Origin of the sequence: Bradyrhizobium sp. SEMIA (assembly GCF_014844175.1) — a bacterium.
In the GTDB taxonomy this organism is placed as follows: domain Bacteria; phylum Pseudomonadota; class Alphaproteobacteria; order Rhizobiales; family Xanthobacteraceae; genus Bradyrhizobium; species Bradyrhizobium arachidis.
In genome coordinates, this window is sequence record NZ_CP046601.1 from 4,394,335 (window position 1) to 4,417,709 (window position 23,375).

Annotated in this window: 19 protein-coding genes and 1 pseudogene; 13 read left to right on the forward strand and 7 right to left on the reverse strand. The window is 66.0% G+C overall.

Translation table 11 applies throughout. The annotated features are described in order from the left end of the window. Positions 1-108: 108 nt before the first annotated feature. Together FOM02_RS21455 and FOM02_RS21460 are read right to left on the reverse strand one after the other, a co-directional pair. Positions 109-492, reverse strand: coding sequence for a cell division protein ZapA (locus FOM02_RS21455; protein ID WP_027553871.1), 384 nt, complete (start codon positions 490-492; stop codon positions 109-111). After that, positions 489-809: a DUF4164 domain-containing protein gene (locus FOM02_RS21460; protein ID WP_014439722.1), complete on the reverse strand. Its 321-nt coding sequence runs from the start codon at positions 807-809 to the stop codon at positions 489-491. Before FOM02_RS21460 ends, FOM02_RS21455 begins: the two co-directional genes overlap by 4 nt. Positions 810-1,202: 393 nt before the next feature. Between FOM02_RS21460 and tkt the strand changes: the two genes are divergently transcribed. From tkt to FOM02_RS21500, 8 genes are all read left to right on the forward strand, one after another. Then, positions 1,203-3,197, forward strand: coding sequence for a transketolase (gene tkt / locus FOM02_RS21465; protein ID WP_265442199.1), 1,995 nt, complete (start codon positions 1,203-1,205; stop codon positions 3,195-3,197). A gap of 170 nt (positions 3,198-3,367) precedes the next feature. Beyond that, complete coding sequence (gap, locus tag FOM02_RS21470) at positions 3,368-4,375, forward strand: type I glyceraldehyde-3-phosphate dehydrogenase (protein ID WP_027561124.1); 1,008 nt, start codon at positions 3,368-3,370, stop codon at positions 4,373-4,375. Positions 4,376-4,518: 143 nt separating this feature from the next. Beyond that, positions 4,519-5,715 carry a phosphoglycerate kinase gene (locus tag FOM02_RS21475; RefSeq protein ID WP_027561125.1) on the forward strand — a complete coding sequence of 399 codons (1,197 nt, stop codon included), beginning with the start codon at positions 4,519-4,521 and terminating at the stop codon, positions 5,713-5,715. Positions 5,716-5,771: 56 nt separating this feature from the next. Continuing rightward, positions 5,772-6,839, forward strand: a complete 1,068-nt coding sequence (fba, locus tag FOM02_RS21480; protein ID WP_027561126.1) for a class II fructose-bisphosphate aldolase — start codon at positions 5,772-5,774, stop codon at positions 6,837-6,839. Between the two features lie 321 nt (positions 6,840-7,160). After that, positions 7,161-8,186, forward strand: coding sequence for a class I fructose-bisphosphate aldolase (locus FOM02_RS21485; protein WP_027561127.1), 1,026 nt, complete (start codon positions 7,161-7,163; stop codon positions 8,184-8,186). A 3-nt stretch (positions 8,187-8,189) separates the two neighbouring features. Then, complete coding sequence (locus FOM02_RS21490) at positions 8,190-8,864, forward strand: thiamine phosphate synthase (protein ID WP_027561128.1); 675 nt, start codon at positions 8,190-8,192, stop codon at positions 8,862-8,864. A gap of 8 nt (positions 8,865-8,872) precedes the next feature. Next, entirely contained in the window at positions 8,873-9,955 is a 1,083-nt protein-coding gene (locus FOM02_RS21495; RefSeq protein WP_092216554.1) for a tetratricopeptide repeat protein, read from the forward strand. Positions 9,956-10,052: 97 nt separating this feature from the next. Beyond that, entirely contained in the window at positions 10,053-10,844 is a 792-nt protein-coding gene (locus tag FOM02_RS21500; protein ID WP_027561130.1) for an inositol monophosphatase family protein, read from the forward strand. Positions 10,845-10,979: 135 nt separating this feature from the next. On the opposite strand, the gene FOM02_RS21505 is transcribed toward FOM02_RS21500, so the two are convergent. From FOM02_RS21505 to FOM02_RS21515, 3 genes are all read right to left on the reverse strand, one after another. Beyond that, positions 10,980-14,135, reverse strand: a complete 3,156-nt coding sequence (locus FOM02_RS21505) for a multidrug efflux RND transporter permease subunit (RefSeq protein WP_027561131.1) — start codon at positions 14,133-14,135, stop codon at positions 10,980-10,982. Between the two features lie 6 nt (positions 14,136-14,141). Beyond that, a complete protein-coding gene (locus tag FOM02_RS21510; RefSeq protein WP_092216635.1) occupies positions 14,142-15,335 on the reverse strand; it encodes an efflux RND transporter periplasmic adaptor subunit in 1,194 nt (397 codons plus the stop codon). A 230-nt stretch (positions 15,336-15,565) separates the two neighbouring features. Continuing rightward, positions 15,566-16,585 carry an SAM-dependent methyltransferase gene (locus FOM02_RS21515; protein ID WP_027561133.1) on the reverse strand — a complete coding sequence of 340 codons (1,020 nt, stop codon included), beginning with the start codon at positions 16,583-16,585 and terminating at the stop codon, positions 15,566-15,568. Positions 16,586-16,841: 256 nt separating this feature from the next. Between FOM02_RS21515 and FOM02_RS21520 the strand changes: the two genes are divergently transcribed. From FOM02_RS21520 to FOM02_RS21535, 4 genes are all read left to right on the forward strand, one after another. Continuing rightward, entirely contained in the window at positions 16,842-17,864 is a 1,023-nt protein-coding gene (locus tag FOM02_RS21520) for a hypothetical protein (RefSeq protein ID WP_027561134.1), read from the forward strand. A 16-nt stretch (positions 17,865-17,880) separates the two neighbouring features. After that, positions 17,881-18,909, forward strand: a complete 1,029-nt coding sequence (locus tag FOM02_RS21525; protein ID WP_027561135.1) for a peptidoglycan -binding protein — start codon at positions 17,881-17,883, stop codon at positions 18,907-18,909. After that, complete coding sequence (locus FOM02_RS21530; protein ID WP_027561136.1) at positions 18,909-19,355, forward strand: GNAT family N-acetyltransferase; 447 nt, start codon at positions 18,909-18,911, stop codon at positions 19,353-19,355. The genes FOM02_RS21525 and FOM02_RS21530 overlap by 1 nt, the downstream gene beginning before the upstream one ends. 88 nt (positions 19,356-19,443) lie before the next feature. Further along, positions 19,444-19,668: a hypothetical protein gene (locus tag FOM02_RS21535; protein ID WP_027561137.1), complete on the forward strand. Its 225-nt coding sequence runs from the start codon at positions 19,444-19,446 to the stop codon at positions 19,666-19,668. 155 nt (positions 19,669-19,823) lie between these two features. Here the strand turns inward: FOM02_RS21535 and FOM02_RS21540 are convergent. Then, a pseudogene (locus tag FOM02_RS21540) lies at positions 19,824-21,636 on the reverse strand (ABC transporter ATP-binding protein/permease). Positions 21,637-21,837: 201 nt separating this feature from the next. On the opposite strand from FOM02_RS21540, the gene rpmE reads away from it, so the two are divergent. Further along, positions 21,838-22,065, forward strand: coding sequence for a 50S ribosomal protein L31 (gene rpmE / locus FOM02_RS21545; RefSeq protein WP_027561139.1), 228 nt, complete (start codon positions 21,838-21,840; stop codon positions 22,063-22,065). Between the two features lie 179 nt (positions 22,066-22,244). On the opposite strand, the gene FOM02_RS21550 is transcribed toward rpmE, so the two are convergent. After that, positions 22,245-22,754 (reverse strand): DUF1465 family protein, encoded by a 510-nt coding sequence (locus tag FOM02_RS21550; protein ID WP_027561140.1) that lies wholly within the window; start codon positions 22,752-22,754, stop codon positions 22,245-22,247. Positions 22,755-23,375: the final 621 nt, after the last annotated feature.

The following is a 23,375-nucleotide window of genomic DNA, read 5'->3' on the forward strand; positions in this document are numbered from 1 at the left end:
CGAATCGCCAGCCCGGCGAGTGGCTACCCACTTGCTTGCCAAGTTCACCGGTGCGCTCCCTCCCCCGCAAGCGGGGGAGGGAGCGCAGTGCCTGCGTGGCAGCAGGCCCTACCCGATCGCGATGCCGCCGCCGACGGTGCGGTTCAGGACCTGGGTCGATTTCTCGATTCGCTCGGCGGCGGCGTTCAGCGCGTTGACCACCGCGGTCTGCGTCATCCTCGCGCGCTCGACGGCGGCATTGCGGAAATCCCGGAGCTCGTTCAGCTCCTGCTCCATGGTGCGGATGCGGTTGCCGGCATCGACCAGCTCGTCGCAGGCGGTGAGCGCCGCCATCACGGTGAGGCGCGCATCGCCGATCTCGCCGAACTTTCCGCGCAGCGACTGGATGCGCGTCTCCAGGCTCTCGGCGAGCTTGAGCAGCCGCACCTCCTGGCCTTCCTCGCAGGCCATGCGGTATTGCCGGCCGTTGATGGTGACGTTGATGTGGCTCATCCGTCCTCTCCGGTATCGAGCACCGAGCGTATCGTGACGATCGCGGAATCCAGCCGGTCGGAGATCTCGCGATTGGTGCGCTCGAGCTTGCGCGCCTTCACCAAAGCTCCATCGAGCTCGTCGGCAAGCCGCGAGCGATCGGCGCCGAGCGCCTGGATGCGCGCAGCCAACTCGTTCTCGTCGCGATCGGCATCGCGCCGCCGCTCCACCGCGCTTTCGAGCGCGTCGAGCGCCGCCGTCAGCCTGCGAGTCGCGATCTCGATCTCGACGGCCGAGGACTCCGTCATGGCAGAGCTGTTGGAAACGCGATCGTTCATGCAGTCAGCGGCGGAACCTGGCGGCCTTTACCCAGTGGCCTTTCCCTGGAGCTTGCCGTCCGGCAAAAGACTCGGTTCGGCAAGCGGTTAGAAGCAGAAATTTACGTGGCAAGCTAGCCAAGCGCAACGCCGCCGCGAAACTATGCACCGATCTTGCGAGCATGATCCCCCGCGCACACGCCCCGCCTTTGCCGCAAGCAAGACCGGGCCGCCACTTTTCGCTAACCCGGCCCTTCGGGTCCAGAGCCTGTATGACGCAACTTTTGCGGCCAAACCGGCGTTTGATTGCCTTGGACTTCCGGAACTGAGGTGCTATCCCAGCCCCGACCTTACGCGGCCGCGAGGCCCCCTTCCCGCGCGGGCGTACACCGCCAAGCGCCTCATTCCAGACGGATTTCAGACATGACGCAGGTCGACCACACCCGTATGGCCAACGCGATCCGCGGCCTTTCGATGGACGCTGTCGAGAAGGCGAAATCGGGCCATCCCGGCCTGCCCATGGGTGCCGCCGACATCGCAACCGTGCTGTTCACGCAGTTCCTGAAATACGACGCGGCCGCGCCTAGCTGGCCCGATCGCGACCGCTTCGTGCTCTCGGCCGGCCACGGCTCGATGCTGCTTTATTCGCTGCTGCATCTCACCGGCAATTCCGAAATGACGCTGGACCAGATCAAGCAGTTCCGTCAGGTCGATTCGCTGACGCCCGGACACCCCGAGAATTTCCGCACCAACGGCATCGAGACCACCACCGGCCCGCTCGGCCAGGGCATCTCGACCGCGGTCGGCATGGCGCTCGCCGAGAAGATGCTGGCCGCCGAGTTCGGCAAGAAGATCGTCGACCATCACACTTATGTGCTCGCCTCCGACGGCGACCTGATGGAAGGCGTGTCGCAGGAAGCGATCGCGATGGCCGGGCACTGGAAGCTCGGCAAGCTGATCGTGCTCTACGACGACAACGGCATCTCGATCGACGGCCCGACCTCGATCGCCGATTCCGTCGACCAGGTGAAGCGCTTCAAGTCGGCGGGCTGGGCCGCCGAGAAGATCGACGGCCAGGATCAGGCCGCCATCACCGACGCCATCACGCGCGCGAAGAAGTCGAACAAGCCGACACTGATCGCCTGCCGCACCACCATCGGTTTCGGCGCCCCGCACAAGGCCGGCACGTCGAAGGCGCATGGCGAGGCGCTCGGCGCCGACGAGCTCAAGGCCGCCAAGGAAAATCTCGGCATCTCGCTCGAGCCGTTCTCCGTGCCGGATGACGTGCTGAAGGCTTGGCGCGCAGCCGGCAGCCGCGGTGCTGCGGCCCGGCAGGAATGGGAAGCACGGCTCGCTGAGCTCGGCAGCCGCAAGTGCGCCGAGTTCGAGCGCCGCCTGCGCCATGAGCGGCCGGCTTCGCTCGCCAAGGCGGTGCGCGCGTACAAGAAGGAGCTCTTGGAAAAGCCGATGACGGCGGCGACCCGCAAATCCTCGGAAGCCGTGATCGAGGTGATTGCCGGCGCTATGCCGATGGAATTCCTCGCCGGCTCGGCCGATCTCACCGGCTCCAACAACAACAAGGCGAAATCGGCGACCGCCTTCTCCGCCAAGACGCCGAAGGGCCGCTTCATCCATTACGGCATCCGCGAGCACGGCATGTGCGCGGCGATGAACGGCATCTTCCTGCATGGCGGCTTCGCGCCGAACGGTGCGACCTTCCTGGTGTTCACCGATTATGCGCGGCCCGCGATGCGCCTCGCCGCACTGATGGGCGCCGGCGTCGTCTACGTGATGACGCATGACTCCATCGGTCTCGGCGAAGACGGCCCGACCCACCAGCCGGTCGAGCACCTCGCCGCGCTTCGCGCCATTCCCAACATGCGCGTGTTCCGCCCCTGCGATGCCATCGAGGTCGCCGAGTGCTGGGAGCTCGCGCTGAACCGCATCGACGGCCCGACCGTGCTGGCGCTGACGCGGCAGAACCTGCCGCAGCTCCGCACCACCGCGCCGAACGACAGCCCTTGCGCCGCCGGCGCCTACGAGCTGGTCGCAGCGCAAGGCGAAGCCAAGGCGACGCTGTTCGCCTCCGGCTCCGAGGTCGAGATCGCGGTTGCCGCCCAGAAGCAGCTCGCCGAGCGCGGCATCGCGTCACGGGTGGTCTCGGTGCCCTCGCTCGAGCTGTTGTTAGCGCAACCAGAGGCCAAGCGCGCCGAGATCATCGGCAACGCGCCGGTGAAGGTCGCGATCGAGGCCGCCGTGCGCTGGGGCTGGGATGCCGTGATCGGCCAGGATGGTGAATTCGTCGGCATGCATTCCTTCGGCGAAAGCGGCCCGGCGAAGGACCTTTTCAAGCATTTCGGCATTACCGCCGAGGCTGCGGTTAACGCTGTGCTGAAGCGCGTTTCCTAAGAGTTGAGCTTGCCAAAAAAAAGGACTACGACACTCCTCATATGATCAAGCACCGCCCGGCCGAACCGGGCGTTCCGTCTAAAAAACCTCGCAGGCGCGCCAAGCGCGTTGTGCGGGACGATGGGGTTATTGAACAGCCGTCACTGAACGGTCATTGAAGGAGACGAAACATGGCAGTCCGCGTCGGAATTAACGGTTTTGGCCGCATCGGCCGCAACGTGCTGCGGGCTATCGCAGAGTCCGGCCGCAAGGACATCGAGGTCGTCGGCATCAACGATCTCGGTCCGGTCGAGACCAACGCCCATCTCCTCCGCTTCGACAGCGTCCATGGTCGCTTCCCCGGCACCGTCACCGTCGATGGTGACTCGATCAGCCTCGGCGCCAACAAGATCAAGGTGACCGCCGAGCGCGATCCCTCGAAGCTGCCCTGGAAGGATCTCGGCGTCGACATCGCGCTGGAGTGCACCGGCATCTTCACCGCGAAGGACAAGGCCTCCGCGCATCTGACCGCCGGCGCCAAGCGCGTGCTGGTCTCCGCCCCCGCCGACGGCGCCGACGCCACTATCGTCTACGGCGTCAACCACGAGACCCTGACCAAGGATCACCTGGTCGTCTCGAACGGCTCCTGCACCACCAACTGCCTCGCGCCGGTCGCCAAGGTTCTGAACGATCTCGTCGGCATCGAGACCGGCTTCATGACCACGATCCACGCCTACACCGGCGACCAGCCGACGCTGGACACGCTGCACAAGGATCTCTACCGCGGCCGTGCGGCTGCGATGTCGATGATCCCGACCTCGACCGGCGCCGCCAAGGCGATCGGCCTGGTGCTGCCCGAGCTGAAGGGCAAGCTCGACGGCGTCGCGATCCGCGTGCCGACCCCGAACGTCTCGGTCGTCGACCTCAAGATCGTCGCCAAGCGCGCCACCGACGCCAAGGAAATCAACGCGGCGATGAAGCGCGCCAGCGAGCAGCAGCTCAAGGGCATCCTCGGCTACACCAATGCGCCGAACGTCTCGATCGACTTCAACCACGACCCGCACTCCTCGACCTTCCACGAGGACCAGACCAAGGTGCAGAACGGCACGCTGGTGCGCGTGATGTCCTGGTACGACAACGAGTGGGGCTTCTCCAACCGCATGGCGGACACCGCCGTCGCGATGGCGAAGGTGATCTAAGAACGTAGGTCTCGTGTCCCGGACGCGGTGCAGCGCGCTTGCGCTGCTCCGCAGAGCCGGGACCCATCTCCCCGCGTAGGTCCCGGTTCTGCACAGCGACACTTCGTGCCGCTAGTAGCGCCCGGGACAAGAGAGAGTGTCCGATGGCGAACAAATTCCGCACCCTCGACGACGTCGATGTGAAGGGCAAGCGCGTGCTGCTGCGCGTCGATCTCAACGTGCCCATGGACAACGGGCGCGTCACCGACGCGACCCGGCTCGAGCGCGTCGCGCCGACCATCACGGAGCTTTCCGACAAGGGCGGCAAGGTCATCCTGCTCGCGCATTTCGGCCGGCCCAAGGGACGCGATCCCAAAGAGTCGCTCAAGCCCGTCGCGGAAGCGCTGTCGAAGGTCGTGAAGAAGCCCGTTGCGTTCGCCGACGATTGCATCGGCGAGCCCGCGGCCAAGGCTGTGGCGGCCTTGAATGATGGTGACATCCTGTGTCTCGAAAACACCCGCTTCCACAAGGAAGAGGAAAAGAACGATCCGGCCTTCGTCGCTGAGCTCGCAAAGCTCGGCGACATCTGGGTCAGTGACGCGTTCTCGGCCGCGCACCGCGCCCATGCCTCGACCGAAGGCCTCGGCCACAAGCTGCCGGCCTATGCCGGCCGCACCATGCAGGCCGAGCTCGATGCGCTGGGGAAGGCGCTGGGCTCGCCGACCAAGCCTGTTATCGCCATCATCGGCGGCGCCAAGGTCTCGACCAAGATCGACCTGCTCGAAAACCTCGTCACCAAGGTCGACGCGCTGGTGATCGGCGGCGGCATGGCCAACACCTTCCTGCACGCCCAGGGCGTCGCGGTCGGCAAGTCGCTGGCCGAGAAGGATCTCGCACCGACCGCGCTGCGCATCATGGAGAAGGCGGAAGCCGCCAATTGCGCCATTATCCTGCCGGTCGACGCCACCGTCGCCTATCATTTCGCCGCCAATGCGCCCTCGCATGCCTACGGCCTCGACGCGATCCCGGCCGACGGCATGATCCTCGACGTCGGCCCGCAATCGGTCGCGCGCGTCCATGCCGCGATCGACGACGCGGCAACGCTGGTCTGGAACGGACCGCTCGGGGCCTTCGAGATGCAGCCGTTCGACCGCGGCACGGTCGCGGCCGCCAAGCACGCGGCCGAGCGCACCAAGGCCAAGAAGCTGATCTCGATCGCGGGCGGCGGCGATACGGTTGCCGCGCTCAACCAGGCCCATGTGGCCGGTGATTTCACCTATGTCTCGACCGCCGGTGGCGCGTTCCTTGAATGGATGGAAGGCAAGCCCCTGCCCGGCGTCGAAGTTCTGCGCACCAAGTAATTTAGAACGGCAAGCAAGAAGCGGCCCCCTTTAGGCCCAAACGGAGAGAAAGACAGATGGCTCGGATCACGTTGCGTCAATTGCTCGACCATGCGGCTGAGAACGATTACGGCGTACCGGCCTTCAACATCAACAACATGGAGCAGGCGCTGGCGATCATGGACGCCGCCAACCAGGTCGACGCGCCCGTCATCATCCAGGCCTCGCGCGGTGCGCGCTCCTACGCCAACGACGTCATGCTCAAGCACATGATGGACGCGGTGACCGAGATCTATCCGCACATCCCGGTCTGCGTGCATCTCGACCACGGCAACGAGCCCGCGACCTGCATGACCGCGATCCAGGCCGGCTTCACCTCGGTGATGATGGACGGCTCGCTCAAGGCCGACGGCAAGACCCCCGGCGACTGGGGCTACAATGTCGGCGTCACCAAGACCGTGACCGACATGGCCCATCTCGGCGGCATCTCGGTCGAGGGTGAGCTCGGCGTGCTCGGCTCGCTGGAGACCGGCATGGGCGACAAGGAAGACGGCCACGGCGCCGAGGGCAAGCTCAGCCATGACCAGCTCCTGACCAATCCGGACGAGGCCGTGAAGTTCGTCCAGGAGACCAGGGTCGACGCGCTCGCGATCGCGATGGGCACCTCGCACGGTGCCTACAAGTTCACCCGCAAGCCCGACGGCGACATCCTCGCCATGAACGTGATCGAGGAGATCCACCGCAAGCTGCCGAACACGCACTTGGTCATGCACGGCTCCTCCTCGGTGCCGCAGGACCTCCAGGACATCATCAACGCCTATGGCGGCAAGATGAAGCCGACCTGGGGCGTGCCAGTTGCCGAGATCCAGCGCGGCATCAAGAACGGCGTGCGCAAGATCAACATCGACACCGACAACCGCATGGCCATGACCGGCCAGATCCGGAAAGTGCTCAAGGACAACCCGGAAGAGTTCGACCCGCGCAAGTACCTGAAGCCGGCGATGGAAGCCATGACCAAGCTGTGTAAGCAGCGGCTCCAGGAGTTCAACACCGCGGGCCAGGCCTCCAAGATCAAGAAGGTCCTGACCACGGCCGAAATGGCCAAGCGCTACGCCAAGGGCGAGCTGGACCCGAAGGTGGCGTAAGCGATCGCGGTGGCGTGAGCCGCGGCGCGCCCGCTCTATCCTCCCCCTCTCCCCGCTCTTCGCGGGGAGAGGGTTGGGGTGAGGGGCTCTCGCCGCGAATTGTGCCCTTTCGATAGACCGATACCCCCTCACCCGGATCACATCTGCGATGTGATCCGACCTCTCCCCGCAAGCGGGGCGAGGTAAAGAGCCGCCCGGCCGGCCCAGCGCTGACCCCAAGCCGATCCCCCCTTTACCCTGCGACCAACGTTAACTCGGCAATTGCCCGAGAACGGTCTATTTTCACGGGCAAGGGCAGAATCGTTTTGGGAGGACCTCTCGATGAATCTGACTGAGCTCAACAGGATCGCGACCGCCATGGTCGCCCCGGGCAAGGGCATCCTTGCCGCCGACGAATCCTCCGGCACCATCAAGAAGCGTTTTGACGCGATCGGCGTGGAATCGACCGAAACCAACCGCCGCGACTATCGCGAGATGCTGTTCCGGTCGAAGGACGCCATGAGCCAGTACATCTCCGGCGTGATCCTCTATGACGAGACGATCTGGCAGGATGCGAAGGACGGTACGCCCCTGGTCAAGCTGATCGAACAGAGCGGCGCCATTCCCGGCATCAAGGTCGACGAGGGTACGCAAGCCTTGCCGATGTGCCCGGGCGAGCTCGTCACCATCGGGCTCGACAAGCTCGCCGAGCGCTTGAAGAAATATTACGAGCGCGGCGCGCGCTTTGCCAAATGGCGCGCGGTGATCGACATCGGCAGCGGCATTCCCTCGATGACCGCGATCAGCGTCAATGCCCATGCGCTGGCGCGCTATGCCGCGCTGTGCCAGGCCGCGCAGATCGTGCCGATCGTCGAGCCCGAGGTGCTGATGGACGGCGATCACGACATCGAGCGCTGCTATGAGGTGACGAGCCGCGTGCTCAACAAGACCTTCCAGGAATTGCGCGTGCAGCGCGTCGCGCTCGAAGGCATGGTGCTGAAGCCGAACATGGCGATCTCGGGCAAGAAATGCGCAAAGCAGGCCTCCGTCGAGGAGGTCGCGGAGAAGACGATCCGAATGCTCAAGGCGTGCGTGCCCGCCGCGGTGCCCGGCATCGCCTTCCTCTCCGGCGGCCAGTCCGACGAGGAGGCAACCGCGCATCTCAACGCCATGCACAAGCTCGGCCCGCTGCCCTGGGGCCTGACCTTCTCCTACGGCCGCGCGCTGCAGGCCGCGCCGCAGAAGGCCTGGTCGGGCAAGGCCGAGAATGTCGCGGCCGGACAGAGCGCGTTCAGCCATCGCGCGCGCATGAACGGTCTCGCCTCCAAGGGCGAATGGCAAAGCAGCCTGGAAAAGAAAGCGGCCTAGATCTTGTCGAACAAATCGCCTCCGCCGCGCCCGGCGCCGCGTCTCTATCTCGCGACGCCCGTTGTCGATGATCCCGCTGCGCTTGTCGCCGAGCTGCCGGGCCTGCTCGCCTCCGCCGATGTCGCCGCCGTGCTGCTGCGCCTGAAGGAGACCGACCAGCGCAGCATGATCACGCGCATCAAGGCGCTCGCGCCGCCGGTGCAAAAGGCGGGCGCCGCGCTGCTGGTCGACGGCCATCCTGAGCTCGTCGCACGTGGCGGCGCCGACGGCGCACACCTGCCCGGCATCGCCGCGCTGAAGGAGGCGCTGCCATCGCTCAAGCCCGATCGCATCGCCGGCGTCGGCGGGCTGACGACGCGGCACCATTCCATGGATGCGGGCGAGATGGGTGCCGACTACCTGCTGTTCGGCGAGCCCGACGCGAAGGGACAGCGGCCGTCGTCGCAGGCGATCGCCGAGCGGCTCGACTGGTGGGCCGAGCTGTTCGAGCCGCCCTGCGTCGGCTTTGCGACCTCGCTGCAAGAGGCCTACGACTTCGCCGCCAGCGGCGCCGATTTCGTGCTGGTCGGCGAGTTCATCTGGGCCGATCCGCGCGGGCCGAAGGCTGCGCTGATCGAGGCCGATGCTGCGATCAAGAAGGCCCATGCCACCGCGCCTGCGGGTGAGGAGCACGGTTAGCACCCGACATGAAGCTCCCGTGCATCACCATCCTGGCCACGCTGCTGTTGACAGTGCCCGCGGCCGCACAGCTCCAGATCACGCCACCGGCGACGGTCCCCAGCCCGCCCGCCGAAAAGCAGAAGCCCAAACCGCCTCCCGCCGCCAAGAAGAAGGAGGCCGCTCCGGCGCCGAAACCGTCGGCCTCTCCCAAGCCGGCCGCCTCGCCAAAACCGGCGCTGCCCGCAACCGTGATTCCCGCGCCGCCCAGCGACACGCCCGGTGTCGATCTGGTGTTCGGCGCCTATCAGCGCGGCCAGTACAAGACCGCGTTCGATCTCGCCACCGCGCGCGCCGCGACCGGCGATCCCAAGGCGATGACCATGCTCGGCGAGCTCTATTCCAACGCGATGGGCATCCGCCGCGACTACGCCAAGGCGGTCGAATGGTACAAGCGCGCTGCGGACGCCGGCGACCGCGAAGCGATGTTCGCGCTCGCCATGATGCGCATTTCCGGCCGCGGCGGCCCGGTCGACAAGGGCGAGGCGGTGAAGCTGATGGCCTCCGCCGCCAAGCTCGGCGAGCCCAAGGCGGCCTACAACCTCGCTTTGCTGTATCTCGACAGCCAGACCCTGCCGCAGGACGTCAAGCGTTCCGCCGAGCTCTTGCGCCAGGCCGCGGATGCCGGCCTGCCCGAGGCGCAATATGCGCTCGCGACCTTCTACAAGGAAGGCACCGGGGTCCCGAAGGACCCCGAGCGCGCAGTGCGCCTGCTCCAGGCCGCCTCGCTCGCCGACAATGTCGATGCCGAGGTCGAATATGCCATCGCCATGTTCAACGGCACCGGCACGCCGAAGAACCAGCCGGCGGCTGTCGCGTTGCTTCGCAAGGCCTCCCGCCAGGGCAGCGCGATCGCGCAGAATCGCCTGGCCTGGGTGCTGATCAACGGCATGGGCGTGCCCGTGGACAAGATCGAGGGCTTCAAATGGCATCTGGTGGCGAAGACCAGCGGCAAGGGCGATCCGGATCTCGACAAGCAGCTCTCCGACCTGCCGGCCGAGGACCGGGCCAAGGCCGAGGCCGCCGCCAAGAAATGGCTCGGGACCAAATGACCTGACGCAATGACTTGACCTGAGGGCCCCCGCAGGGCACCCAATCGCTCAAACAGGCGTGCTTTCGCGCCCTTTCCCCCGACAAGACCCAGAGCCCATGCTGTATTCCGCAACTATCAACGTCATGGTCAAGGCCGCGCGCCGCGCTGGCCGTAGCCTCAAGCGCGATCTCGGCGAGATCGAGCATTTGCAGGTCTCGCTGAAGGGGCCGGCCAATTTTGTCTCGCTCGCCGACAAGCGCGCCGAGGAGATCCTCTACCAGGACCTCGCCAAGGCGCGGCCCGGCTACGGCTTCATCGGCGAGGAAGGCGGCACCCGCGAGGGCACCGACAAGAGCCACACCTGGATCGTCGACCCCTTGGACGGCACCACCAACTTCCTCCACGGCATTCCGCAATTCGCGATCTCGATCGGCCTCGCCCGCGAGGGCATGGTCATCGCCGGCGTGATCTACAATCCCGCCAATGACGAGCTCTACATCGCCGAGCGCGGCAAGGGCGCCTTCCTCAACGACCAGCGCCTGCGCGTCGCCGGCCGCCGCCAGCTCAACGAATGCGTGGTGGCCTGCGGCCTGCCCCATATCGGCCGCGGCGACCACGAGGAATTCCGCCGCGAGATGACTGCGATCCAGGACCGCGTCGCGGGCCTGCGCCGCTTCGGCGCCGCCTCGCTCGATTTGGCCTTCGTCGCCGCCGGCCGCCTCGACGGCTATTGGGAGCGCAATTTGCAATCCTGGGACATCGCCGCCGGCATGCTGATGGTGCGCGAAGCGGGTGGCACGGTGTCTGGCGTCCAGGGCAACGACGATCCCCTGCTGACCGGCCACGTGGTGTGCGGCAACGAGTTCGTGCACGGCGAGCTGGTGAAGATATTGCGGAAGCCGGCCTAAGGCGACAGCTCGCGCTTCACACTCCGCCGTCATCACCCGCGAAAGCGGGTGATCCAGTATTCCAGAGTCGTTCGTGGATACGGACAGGCCGCGGCGTACTGGATGCCCCGCCTTCGCGGGGCATGACAGTTTGCCCTAGGGCTTCACCGGCGCAGGCGGCCCATACGCCTCGGCTTCCTTCGCCGCCTTCGGCTCCCGGTCTCCCGCCAGCACGCGCTGCACCGAGACGAAGAACACCGGCACCATCAAGAGCGCCAGGATCACCACCGCGATCATGCCGCCCATCACGACGCTGCCGAGTGCCTGCTGGCTGGCGCCGCCGGCGCCGTGAGCGATGGCCATCGGCAGCACGCCGCAGATGAAGGCAAGGCCGGTCATCAGGATCGGGCGGAAACGCAGGCGGCAGGCTTCGATGGTGGCGTCCACCAGCGGCTTGCCCTCTTTGCGCAGGTCCTTGGCGAACTCGATGATCAGGATCGCGTCCTTGGCGGCGAGACCGATGATGGTGATGAGGCCGACGGTGAAATAGACGTCGTTGGGCAGGCCGCGCAGCATCGCCGCAATCACGGCGCCGACGATGCCGAGCGGCACGGTGAGCAGCACCGCGAGCGGGATGGTCCAGCTTTCGTAGAGCGCGGCCAGACACAGGAACACCACGAGCACCGAGAGGCCGAGCAGGAACGGCGCCTGCGAGCCCGACAACTTTTCCTGGAGCGATTGTCCGGTCCATTCATAGCCGAAGCCGCGCGGCAGCCTTCCCGCAAGCTTCTCCATCTCGGCGATGGCATCGCCCGAGGTGAAGCCGGGCCTGGCTTCGCCGGAGATGCGCACCGCGGGATAGTAGTTGAAGCCGGCGATCTGCGTCGGACCACGCGCCCATTCGACGGTAGCGAAGGAAGAGAACGGCACCAGCTGGCCGCGGCTGTTCTTGACGTTGTAGTTGAGGATGTCCTCGGTCCGCATGCGATCACGGCTATCTGCCTGCACCACGACGCGCTGCATGCGGCCGCGGTTCGGGAAGTCGTTGATGTAGTTCGAGCCGAGATTGGTCGAGATCGTGTTGTTGATGTCCTCGAAGGTGACGCCGAAGGCACCTGCCTTCTCGCGGTCGATCACGAGATTGACCACGCCGGCCTCGGGCAGGCCCTCGATATAGACCTTCTGCAGCACCGGGCTCGCATTGGCGTCCGCGATCAGCTGGTCGGCCGCGCGCATCAGGGCGGAATAGCCCTTCTGGCCGCGGTCCTGGAGGCGGAACGAGAAGCCGGAGGAGTTGCCGAGATTGTCGATCGGCGGCGGCTGCAGCGCGGAGATCTTGGCATCGCGGATCGACGATCCCAGATCGCGGTTGATGTCATTGACGATCGCCGCGGCGGACTCCTTCGGCCCGCGCTCGGACCAGTCCTTCAAGGTGATGAAGGCCTGCGCGGTGTTCATGCCCTGGCCGGAGAAGCTGAAGCCGGTGAGGAAGGTGACATCCTTCACGCCCGGGCGCTCGGCGAGATATTTCTCGACCTTCTCGATCACGGCCTCGGTGCGCGGATAGGACGAATCCGACGGCGTCTGCACGTCCGTGGTGACGAAACCCTGGTCGTCGATCGGCAGGAAGCCGCCGGGCAGGCTGACGAAGGCCCAGGACAGGCCCACCAGCAGCGCGGCATAGACCAGCATCAGGCGCCCGGTGCGCCTGAGCGAGAAGCCGACGGTGCGGGAATAGCCCTCCTTGCCGCCCTCGAGCATGCGGTTGAACCAGCCGAACACGCCCCGCTTCGCGTGGCCATGACCGGCCGTGACGGGCTTGAGCAGGGTCGCGCACAGCGCCGGGGTCAACGACAGCGCGAGGAAGGCGGAGAAGCCGATCGCGGCGACCATGGTCACCGAGAACTGGCGGTAGATGATGCCGACCGAGCCCGGGAAGAACGCCATCGGCACGAACACCGCCATCAGCACCAGGGTGATGCCGATAATGGCGCCCGATATCTGCGACATCGCCTTGCGCGTCGCCTCCTTCGGCGACAGGCCCTCCTCGCTCATGATGCGTTCGACATTCTCGACCACGACGATGGCGTCGTCGACGAGGATGCCGACTGCGAGCACCATGCCGAACATCGAGAGCATGTTGATGGAATAGCCGGCGAGCAGCAGCGTGGTACAGGCGCCCAGAAGCGCCACCGGCACCACGATGGTCGGAATGATGGTGTAGCGGATGTTCTGGAGGAACAGGAACATCACCACGAACACCAGCACCACGGCTTCGACCAGCGTCGACAGCACCTTCTTGATCGAGGCCTCGACCACGGGCGTGATGTTGTAGGGGATCTCGTAAGTGATGTTGGCCGGGAAGAAGCGCGACAGCTCCTTCATCTTCTCCTCGACCGCGCTCGCGGTCGCCAGCGCATTGCCGGTCGGCGACATCAGCACGGAGAGGCCGGCGGTCGGTTTGCCGTTGAGGCGCGTGTTGAACTGGTAGCTGAGGCCGCCGACCTCGATGCGCGCGACGTCGCGCAGGCGCACGGTCGAGCCGTCGGCATTGGCGCGCAGGATGATGGCGCCGAATTCGTCCGGCGAGGAGAGCTGGCCCTTGACCAGCACCAGCGCCGAGGTGCGCTGGGTCGCGGTCGAGGGCTCGGCGCCGATGCTGCCCGAGGCCACCTGCGCGTTCTGCGCGGCGATCGCCTTGTTGATGTCGTCCGCGGTCAGGCCATAGCCGACGAGCTTGGCCGGGTCGACCCAGACACGCAAACTGCGCTCGGTCGAATAGAGCGTGGCGCGGCCGACGCCGGGGATGCGGCGGATCTCGCCGAGCACGTTGCGGATCATGAAATCGCCGAGGCCGACCTCATCGAGGCTGCCGTCGGTCGAGTTCAGCGTGATGATCTGCAGCACGGCACTCGAGGCTTCCTCGATCAGGATGCCCTGCTGGATCACTGCGCGCGGCAGGCGCGCCTCGACGCGCTTGATGCGGTTCTGCACCTCGACCGAAGCCGCGCTGGTATCGGTGCCCGGCTGGAAATTGGCGATGATCTCGACCTGGCCGAGCGAGTCGCTGGTCGATTCGAAATTGAGGATGCCGGAGGCGCCGTTGAGCTCCTCCTCGATCAGGCGCGTGACGCTGTTGTAGAGGTTTTCGGGCGAAGCGCCGGGATAGCTGGTCGAGATCGAGATCGAGGGCGGCGCGATGATCGGATATTGCGCGATCGGCAGCAGCGGCACCGCGATCGCGCCGATCAGACAGATGAACAGCGCGACCACCCAGGCAAAGATCGGCCTGTCGATGAAGAAACTCGCCATGGCGGATTACCGCGTGACTTTTTCGGCGTGCCGGTTGTCCGCGGTCGCGTCCGCCTCCGACCAGGATTGCGGCTTGACCTTGTCGCCGGCCGCAAATTTCTGGAAGCCTTCGACCACGACCTTGTCGCCGGCCTTCAGGCCCTCGGTGACGAACCAGAAGCCGTCCTGCACCGAGCCGGTGCGCACCGGCTGCACCGCGATGCGGTTGTCGTCCTTGACCACGAACACTTCGCTGCCGCCGCCGCCATTGCGCTGGATCGCCTGCTGCGGCACCGCGATGGCATCGGAGTCGAGGCCCTGGTCGATGCGAACACGGACATACATGCCCGGCAGCAGCTCGCGCTTGGGGTTGCGGAACTCGCCGCGCAAGGTCACCTGCCCGGTATGGGCGTCGACCTTGGCGTCGGAGAACAAGAGCTTGCCGTCGAGCGAATAAAGCGTGTTGTCGTCGAGCACGAGGCGGACCTTGGCGGCATCGGCGGCGATGCGCTCGAGATCGCCGCTCTCGAAGGCGCGGCGGAGCTGGTTGAGCTCGTTCACCGACTGGGTGAAGTCGGCATAGATCGGATCGAGCTGCTGGATGGTGGCAAGATTGGTCTCGTTCTGCACCGCGAGCGCGCCCTCGCTAACGAGGGCCGCACCGACGGTGCCGTCGATCGGCGCGCGCACGGTGGCGTAGTCGAGATTGAGCTTGGCGCGCGCGAGATCGGCCTTGCGGCCCTCGACCTCGGCCTGGGCCTGGCGCTCGGCGGCGACCGCCTTCTCGTTCTCAGCCTCGGGCGCGGCGCGCTGGCTGGTCAGCGTGGCGATACGATGCGCCTGCTGCTTGGCCTGCATCAGCGCAGCCTCGGCCTTGGCGAGCGCGGCCTCGTTGGCCATCACCTCGACCTCGAACGGACGCGGATCGATGCGGTAGAGCGGATCGCCGGCCTTCACCTCGCTGCCCTGGCGGAACAGGCGCTCGACCACGATGCCGGAGACGCGCGGCCGCACGTCGGACATGCGGGTCGGCGCGATGCGGCCCGGCAGCTCGCGCACCACGGCGCGGGCTTGCTGCTTGACGACGACGATGCTGACGTCAGGGTCGGCCGGCGGAGCGGCGGAGACGGCCGAGTTCGATTCATCGCAGCCGGCGAGCAGCGGCGCAAAGGCCGCGAGCATCATTGCAACGCATGCCGTTCGCGCGCGAAGTCCTGACATGAAGGTAAGTGCCCCGATGTTGTTGAAACTGATCACACACCGCGCCGGCCCGTCCTGGGCGATTCCGCGCGACTGCTGCCGTCAAAATAGAATGGACTTGCTGCGACGCAACGCATCCGGCGGGCGGCTCAATGTCACACGGCCTATCGCGCTGACTTCTGGAGGTTTTTTTGGATTCACCGGATTGTGAGTCGGGTTCCATCACGGCGCGCTGCGACGGAACATCGCAATCACTCAGCGGCCTTCAGCCGGTAGCGGCTGACGCCCCATTCGGTTCCGTCGGCATAGCCGAACAGGCCTGAGGTCGCGAGCAGGAACCAGCGCCAGCGCCGCATCCAGAGGCCGGCCTCCTCGCCATGGACCTCGTGCAAGGACGCTTCGATCGCGTCGCGATGCGCATCGAAATTGGCGAGCCAGTCGTACGCGGTGCGCTGATAATGCGTGCCGCTCCAGCACCATTCCTTCTCGATCGCGAAGATGTCGTCGAACTGCCTGACGAGGTGATGGCTCGGCATCAGCCCGCCGGTAAAGACGTGCTGGGCGATCCCGTCCTCGCGATCGGGCCGGTCGAACAGATCGGAGCCGGCGCGATGGGTGGCGATGTGCATGAAGAAGCGCCCCTCGGGCGCGAGCCACGACCGCAGCCGCGTCATCAACTTGCGCCAGTTCATGACGTGCTCGAACGTCTCGACCGAGACGATACGGTCGAACGCGCCTTCGGGCGCGAACGCGCATATGTCCGCATCGACCACGCGCAGGTTCGACAGCCCGCGCAGCCGCGCCTCGTCCGCGACATAGGCGCGCTGCGCCTGCGAGTTCGACACCGCGGTCACCGTCGCGTGCGGAAACTGCCGCGCCATCCGCAGCGACAGCGAGCCCCATCCGCAGCCGAGGTCGAGGATGGTCTGGCCGTCGGCGAGACCGGCGTGCTCGACGGACTGCCGCAGCGCCTCCTCCTCCGCCTCCTGCAAGGTGGTCGCATCGGTCTTGTAGAAGCAGCACGAGTATTTGAGGTTGGGGCCGAGCAGCTGCGCAAAGAACGCTGCCGGTACCTCGCGATGTCCGGCATCCGCTTCGCCGGCGATCGGCCGCAGGATCATCCGCCCGGCGAAGGCGGCATCGTCGGCTGCACCCGGCGCCGACAAGCGTGAGGCCGTGCGCGAGCACAGGCGCTGGATCGCGGCGCGGATCACGACGTCGGGCAGCGGCACGCGTTCGGCAGTCCCGATGATGGCGGAGACGACGCTCATGCGACCACTCCCTTGGGCAGGTCTTATGGGGGCAGCGGAGGAAAGAACGCAGATGCCGGCAACAGGCCGGGGACAGGCCCAGGGCAGCGGCGGCCTGGGGATGGGCAAACTTTTGCAGACGATGCGTTATCAAAGCACGGTTTCCGCTTTGGGTTCCGGCCGCTGTCCACGAAATCGGCTCATCCGGCGCTTTTTTTGGGCTGGCGCTGTGCCATAGTGCGCACTGCAATCACGTTCGTAACGGATGATACCGGCCATGCCGCCTGGCGCCCCGCCCCGCTCCTCCATGGATATCGAGTATACGAAACTGTCCTCGCCCAGCGTCTTCCTGGTACGGATGCTGGTTTTCCTGGTGCTGTGCACCCTGGTGGGCGTGGTGCTCTACAGGCAGATCATCCAGGCCTTCTTCGCCAATCCCGGGCTCAATGCCCTGATCGGCGGCGTGCTGTTCATCGGCATCATCCTGGCCTTCCGCCAGGTGATCCGGCTCTATCCTGAGGTCTCCTGGGTCAACAATTTCCGCGTTGCCGATCCCGGCCTCGCCCCGTCCCGGCACCCGAAGCTGCTGGCGCCGATGGCCGCGATCCTGGGCGGCGAGCGCTCCGGGCGGATGAGCATCACCCAGACCACCATGCGGCATTTGCTCGATTCGATCGCGACCCGCCTGGATGAAGCCCGTGATATCTCCCGCTACATGACCGGCCTCCTGGTCTTCCTCGGCCTGCTCGGCACCTTCTGGGGCCTGATCGAGACGGTCGGCTCGGTCGGCAAGGTGATCGACGGGCTCAAGGTCGGCGGCGATTCCGGCGCCCTGTTCGACACGCTGAAGGAGGGCCTCGCCGCCCCGCTCGGTGGCATGGGCATCTCGTTCTCGAGCTCCCTGTTCGGCCTCGCCGGCTCGCTGATCCTCGGCTTCCTCGATCTGCAATCGAGCCAGGCGCAGAACCGCTTCTACACCGACCTCGAAGACTGGCTCGCCACCACGGTGCGCGAATATGGCAGCGGCGAAGTCGCGGTCGCAGCAGCCACCGGCGGCGGCGTCGCCAGCGGCGAGCTTCAGGCGGCCGTCGAACGCTTGCGCTCCGTGCTCGAGGAAGGCAGCGGCAGCCGCGGCACCACCGCGGCGATGGCAAGCCTTGCCGAAGCGATCCAGGCGCTGGTCTCGCATATGCGCACCGAGCAGCAGATGATCCGCGAATGGGCCGACGGCCAGGGCGAGCAGAACCGCGAGATCCGGCGCCTCCTGGAACGGCTCGCGCGCCAGCCCGAGAAGGGTTAGCAGAAGGGTTAGCAACATGGCTCTAGCGCGCGGCCGCCGCAGCGAAGGCGCCTTCAATTACTGGCCCGGCTTCGTCGACGCGCTGTCGACGCTGGTGCTGTCGATCGTGTTCCTGCTCTCGGTCTTCTTGGTCGTGCAATTCTTCCTGTCGCAGGAGGTCACCGGCAAGGACAAGGCACTGGAGCAGCTCAATGCCAAGATCGCACAGCTCAACGAGCTGCTCTCGCTGGAGAAGCTCGGCAAGCTCTCGCTCGACGACCAGGTCTCGCAGCTGAAGGCCGGCCTTGCCTCGGCGGAGTCCGAGCGCGACCGCATGAAGGGCCTTTACGAGGGCCTTGCGAGCGCCGGCAACGACGCGCAGGGCAAGACCGCCGAGCTCGGCAAGGCGCTGGACTCGGAAAAGGCGGTCTCGGCGCGGGCGCTGGCGCAGATCGAGGTGCTGAACCAGCAGATCAGCGCGCTCAGGCGGCAATTGGCGGCGCTGGAAGAGGCGCTCGACGCATCCGAGAAGCGTGACAAGGAATCGCAGAACCGCATCGCCGACCTGGGTTCTCGCTTGAATGTTGCGCTGGCGCAGCGCGTGCAGGAATTGTCGCGCTATCGTTCGGAGTTCTTCGGCCGCCTGCGCGCGATCCTGGGTAACCGCCCCGACATCCGCATCGTCGGCGACCGCTTCGTGTTCCAGTCCGAAGTGTTCTTCGACACCGGACAGGCGACCTTGCTGCCCGAGGGCCGCGCCGAGCTCGAGACGTTGGCGACCGCGCTGATCGATCTCGACAAGAAGATCCCGAGCGAGATTCCCTGGGTGCTGCGCGTCGACGGTCACACCGATTTGCGCCCGGTCACCGGGGTGAACTTCAAGTCGAACTGGGACCTCTCCGCGGCCCGCGCCATCTCGGTGGTGCAGTACCTGATCTCGCTCGGCGTGCCGGCCCAGCGCCTCGTTGCTGCCGGCTTCGGCGAATTCCAGCCGCTCGACACCGGCAACACCGAGGAGGCCTACAAGCGCAACCGTCGCATCGAGCTGAAGCTGACGGAGCGGTAGTGAGCGCGCTCCACCTCCGCCCCTACCGGCCCGAGGACGAGGCAGCCTCGATCGATCTCTGGCATCGCACCTGGCAGCAGGCCTATCCGCAGATCGATTTCGCTGCGCGGCTCGCATGGTGGCGCGAGCGCTGGCGCAAGGATCTGGTGCCGAACGCCCAAATCGTCGTCGCCGAACAGGACGGCGCGCTGACCGGCTTCGTCACCATCGACGGCGAGGGCTATCTCGACCAGCTCGTAGTCGATCCGGATCACTGGGGCTCGGATGCGGCGCGGCTCCTGGTGGACGAGGCCAAGCGGCTGTCGCCGTCGGGCATCACGCTGCTCGTCAACAAGGACAATGCCCGCGCCATCCGCTTCTACGAGCGCAACGGCTTTACGCACGCCGGCGACGACGTGAATCCGACCTCGGGCCGGCCTGTGCTGAAGATGGTCTGGAAAGCGTGATCTGGCGGGCGTGACGCCGGTCACTTAGGGGATCCCGCGGCGCCGGTTATTCGTTGTCTCAGCGATGGCAAGCGTATGGAGACGATCGATGAAGCTGAGCGAGCTGGCCAAGGGGTCCTCGGTGATGCTGGGCGTCATCGTCGCCGGCTATGTGTCGACGACCTATGTCGACCATCGCTTTGCGGCATCAAAGACGGCGAGCACCCCTGCGCCAACGAACAGCCCCGGACCGTCGGTCTGCGTGGAAGCGGACGGAAGCTGGAAGAACTGGCCTTGGCCGAACGTGCCGACGCTGTCGCCGAAGTGCCGGTAAGCGGTGCTCCAAAACGAGCTGTCATGCCCCGGCTTGACCGGGGCATCGAGTACGCCGCGGCCCAGCCGCATCTCGCAGACCTCTCGGAATACTGGATCGCCCGCCTTCGCGGGCGATGACACTGTGGGTGGGGCGGCGATCGCAGCGCCTCAGCCTCATGCGCCCTCGAACTGCAACCTCGCCAGCCTGGCATAAAGCCCGTTCGCCGCGACGAGCTCGGCATGCGAGCCCTGCTCGACGATCCTGCCGTGGTCCATCACCAGGATGCGGTCGCAGGAGAGCACGGTGGCGAGGCGATGGGCGATGACGAGCGTGGTGCGGTGCCGCATCAGCTCCTCCAGCGCGGTCTGCACCAGCGTCTCGCTTTCGGCATCGAGCGCGGAGGTGGCTTCATCGAGCAGCAAGAGCGGGGCATCGCGCAGGATGGCGCGGGCGATCGCGATACGCTGGCGCTGGCCGCCTGACAGCGTCACGCCGCGCTCGCCGAGCGGGGTCTCATAACCTTCGGGCAGGCGGCGGATGAACTCGGCGGCATGCGCGAGCTCGGCGGCGCGCTCGACCTCGGCATCGCTCGCGTCGGGCCGGCCGAAGCGGATGTTCTCGCGGGCGTCGCGGCGAACACGTTGGAGTCCTGCGGCACCAGCGCGATGCGCGAGCGGAAATCGTGGGGATCGGCGGACCTGACCGGCACGCCATCGAGCGAGATCGCACCGCTGCGCGGATCGTAGAAGCGCAGCAGCAGATGGAAGATCGTGCTCTTGCCGGCACCGGAGGGGCCGACGATCGCGACCTTCTCGCCGGGGCGGATGGTGAACGAGATGGCGTCGAGCACATTGACATCGGGCCGCGCGGGATAGGCGAAGCTGACGTGGTCGAAGCCGACCTCGCCGCGCGCCGGCACCGGCAGCGCGCGCGGCCGATGCGGGCGCGGCGATCTCGGCCTGAAGCCGCCGCGACCTCGCCCCAGACCTCGCTGAGCTGCCGAGGCCGGCCGCGGGCGAACGCGGCATAGAGCACGAACTGGCCGAGCCGGCCCGGCGTGATCGCGCCGGTCAAGACGTCATGCGAGCCGATCCAGAGGATCGCGACCACGCTCGCGAACACGATGAAGATGATGATGGCGGTCAGCACGGCGCGCGCCTGTGTCGAGGTCCGCGCGGCCTCATAGGCCTGCTCGACCTCGCCGCCGAAACGCTTCGCGGCCAGCCCCTCGCTGGTATAGGCCTGCACGGTGCGGATCGCGCCGACCAGCTCGCCGGCATAGGCGGAGGCATCAGCCAGCGTGTCCTGCGCATTGCGCGACAGCCGCCGCACCCAGCGGCCGAAGGCGACCAGCGGCAGCACGATCAGGGGAATGGCGAGCAGCACGAAGCCGGAGAGGCGCGGGCTGGTGATCACCATCATCGCCGTGGCGCCGAGGAACATCATCAGGTTGCGCAGCGCGATCGAGACCGAGGCGCCGACCGCGGATTTGATCTGGGTGGTGTCGGCGGTGAGGCGCGACACCAATTCGCCGCTGCGCGCGGAATCGAAGAAGGAGGGCGAGAGCGAGAGCAGATGGGCGAAGACGTCGCGCCTGAGATCGGCGACGATGCGCTCGCCGATCGTCATCACGAGGTAGTAGCGCGAGGCGCTGGCGAGCGCGAGCACGGCCACGACCGCGATCATCACCGAGAAATAGCTGTTGATCAGCGCGATGCCTTCCGGCGAGAGACCGAAGTCGATCATCCGGCGCACAGCGACCGGCACCAGCAGCGTGGTCAGCGCCGCGATCGTGAGCGCCACGAAGGCGAGCGCCGCGCGGCCGCGATAGCGCGCCACGTAGGGCGCGAGCGCCAGCAGCGGCCGCAGCCTGGCGCGGCCCTTGGCGGGCTGCTCGATCAGCTCGGCTTCGATCGACGGGGCTTCGGTCGGTGCGCCGTCGCGCTCGTCGCGGTACTGGTCGTCAAGCCGTTCCACAGCGCTCATGAGATCCGGACCCAGGGAGACAAGTCAGCTCCACATAGGCCGGTGAAAGGGGAGTGGCAAATCCGGGATGTCCCTTAGGGGACGGCCCGGTTCTCAAGTCCCCACAATGGCTTGTTTTAAGGGGACCTGTGAGGTATAGAGCCGGCCAAATCCGTCATTCAATAGTCACTCAAGCAAGGCGCCGGGCGCCGAGGAATTGCCATGAAAGCCGAAATTCACCCGAATTATCATACGATTACGGTCGTCATGACGGACGGAACCGAGTACCAGACCCGCTCGACCTGGGGCAAGGAAGGCGACAAGCTGCACCTCGACATCGACCCGAAGTCGCACCCGGCCTGGACCGGCGGCTCCCAGCAGCTGATGGACCGCGGCGGCCGCGTCTCGCGCTTCCAGAAGAAGTTTTCGGGCTTTCTCAAAAAGGATTGATCCGGCCCGCAAGGCTGGTGACGAAAAACGCGGAGCACCGGGGGCGTTTTTGTTTTGGGCCGTCATTCCGGGGCGCCCGAAGGGCGAGCCCGGAATCCATAACCACGATCGGGAGTATGGATTCCGGGCCCGCGCCAAGAGGCGCGTCCCGGAATGACGACCGTGATTGTTGATAGAGCTTACCGCTCGAACGCAGCCTTGAGCGCGTTGAGCTGCGGCACCAGCGGGTTGCCGATGGCGACGTGCTCGGTCGGCGGGGTGTGGATCGAGGTGTCGAGACGGCGGACGCGGGTCTGCAGGCTCATCGAGCGGTGAATCAGGTCCTGGAGCTGGGCCGGCAGCTTCTCGATGGTGTCGGTGGGGCCGGGATCGGCGGCGGTGAGCTTGACCTTGGTCTTCTCGCGATTGGCCTGGACCAGCGTCATCTCGCCTTCCTTCACCGCGCGGTGCAGCAGCAGCCACGAGGCGAGCTGCATCAGGCGCGTGGTGAGGCGCATGCTCTCGGTCGCGTAGGTGAGGCTGACGGCACGATCGAGCGCCTTGGCCTCGGTGCGGCCGGCGCCGTCGAGATAGGAGGCGGTCTCTTCGACGAGGTCCATGCCCTCGCGGAACAGCGCGCCGAACGCCGCAGAATTGGTGAACCGCTCGCTGAGTTGAACGAGAGCGCCGTCGGCCTGCAAACCTTCCATGGTTAACGCCCCTTACGCAACTGTTTACCCACCCGGCCTTGGCGCCGGATTATGATGAACAAATCATTGCGCGGGCGAGGCGCGGAGTCCAGCGGCAGCTGCGGATATGGTTTCCGCGGGTCTTTCCTCGGAATTCAACCGAAAGGAGACTCGTTTCGACGCGTTTTCTTGACGCGAACCGGTACCCACTTCGCTCGAAAACGCTTTGGACCAAAAAAAGAGCCGCCGGAGACCGGCGGCTTTGAAAGTTGATAACAGGGAGGCGTCAAACAGAGTGGACAGGAGCCACTCGGTGTCCAAACGAGGACGGTTCCAGTCATAAAGCGAAAAGCTTAATTCGGAGTAAACGAGCTAATTTTTTGAGGGTTCGTTAGCCATGTCGGCCAGAGGCCGAGTGCGATGCGGAACAAATCGTCCCTCATGCTCGGGAAGTGATCGCGCTTCCTTCTCGCTGTCATTCCGGGGCGCGACGAAGTCGCGAGCTACGATGCGCGATTGCGCATCTGAGAACCCATAGCCACAGGAAGACGGAGTTGCCCGCCTGCCCGTTTCGGCGTCCTGTGGTTATGGATTCCGGGCTCGGCGCTGCGCGCCGCCCCGGAATGACGGCACGCGATAGTT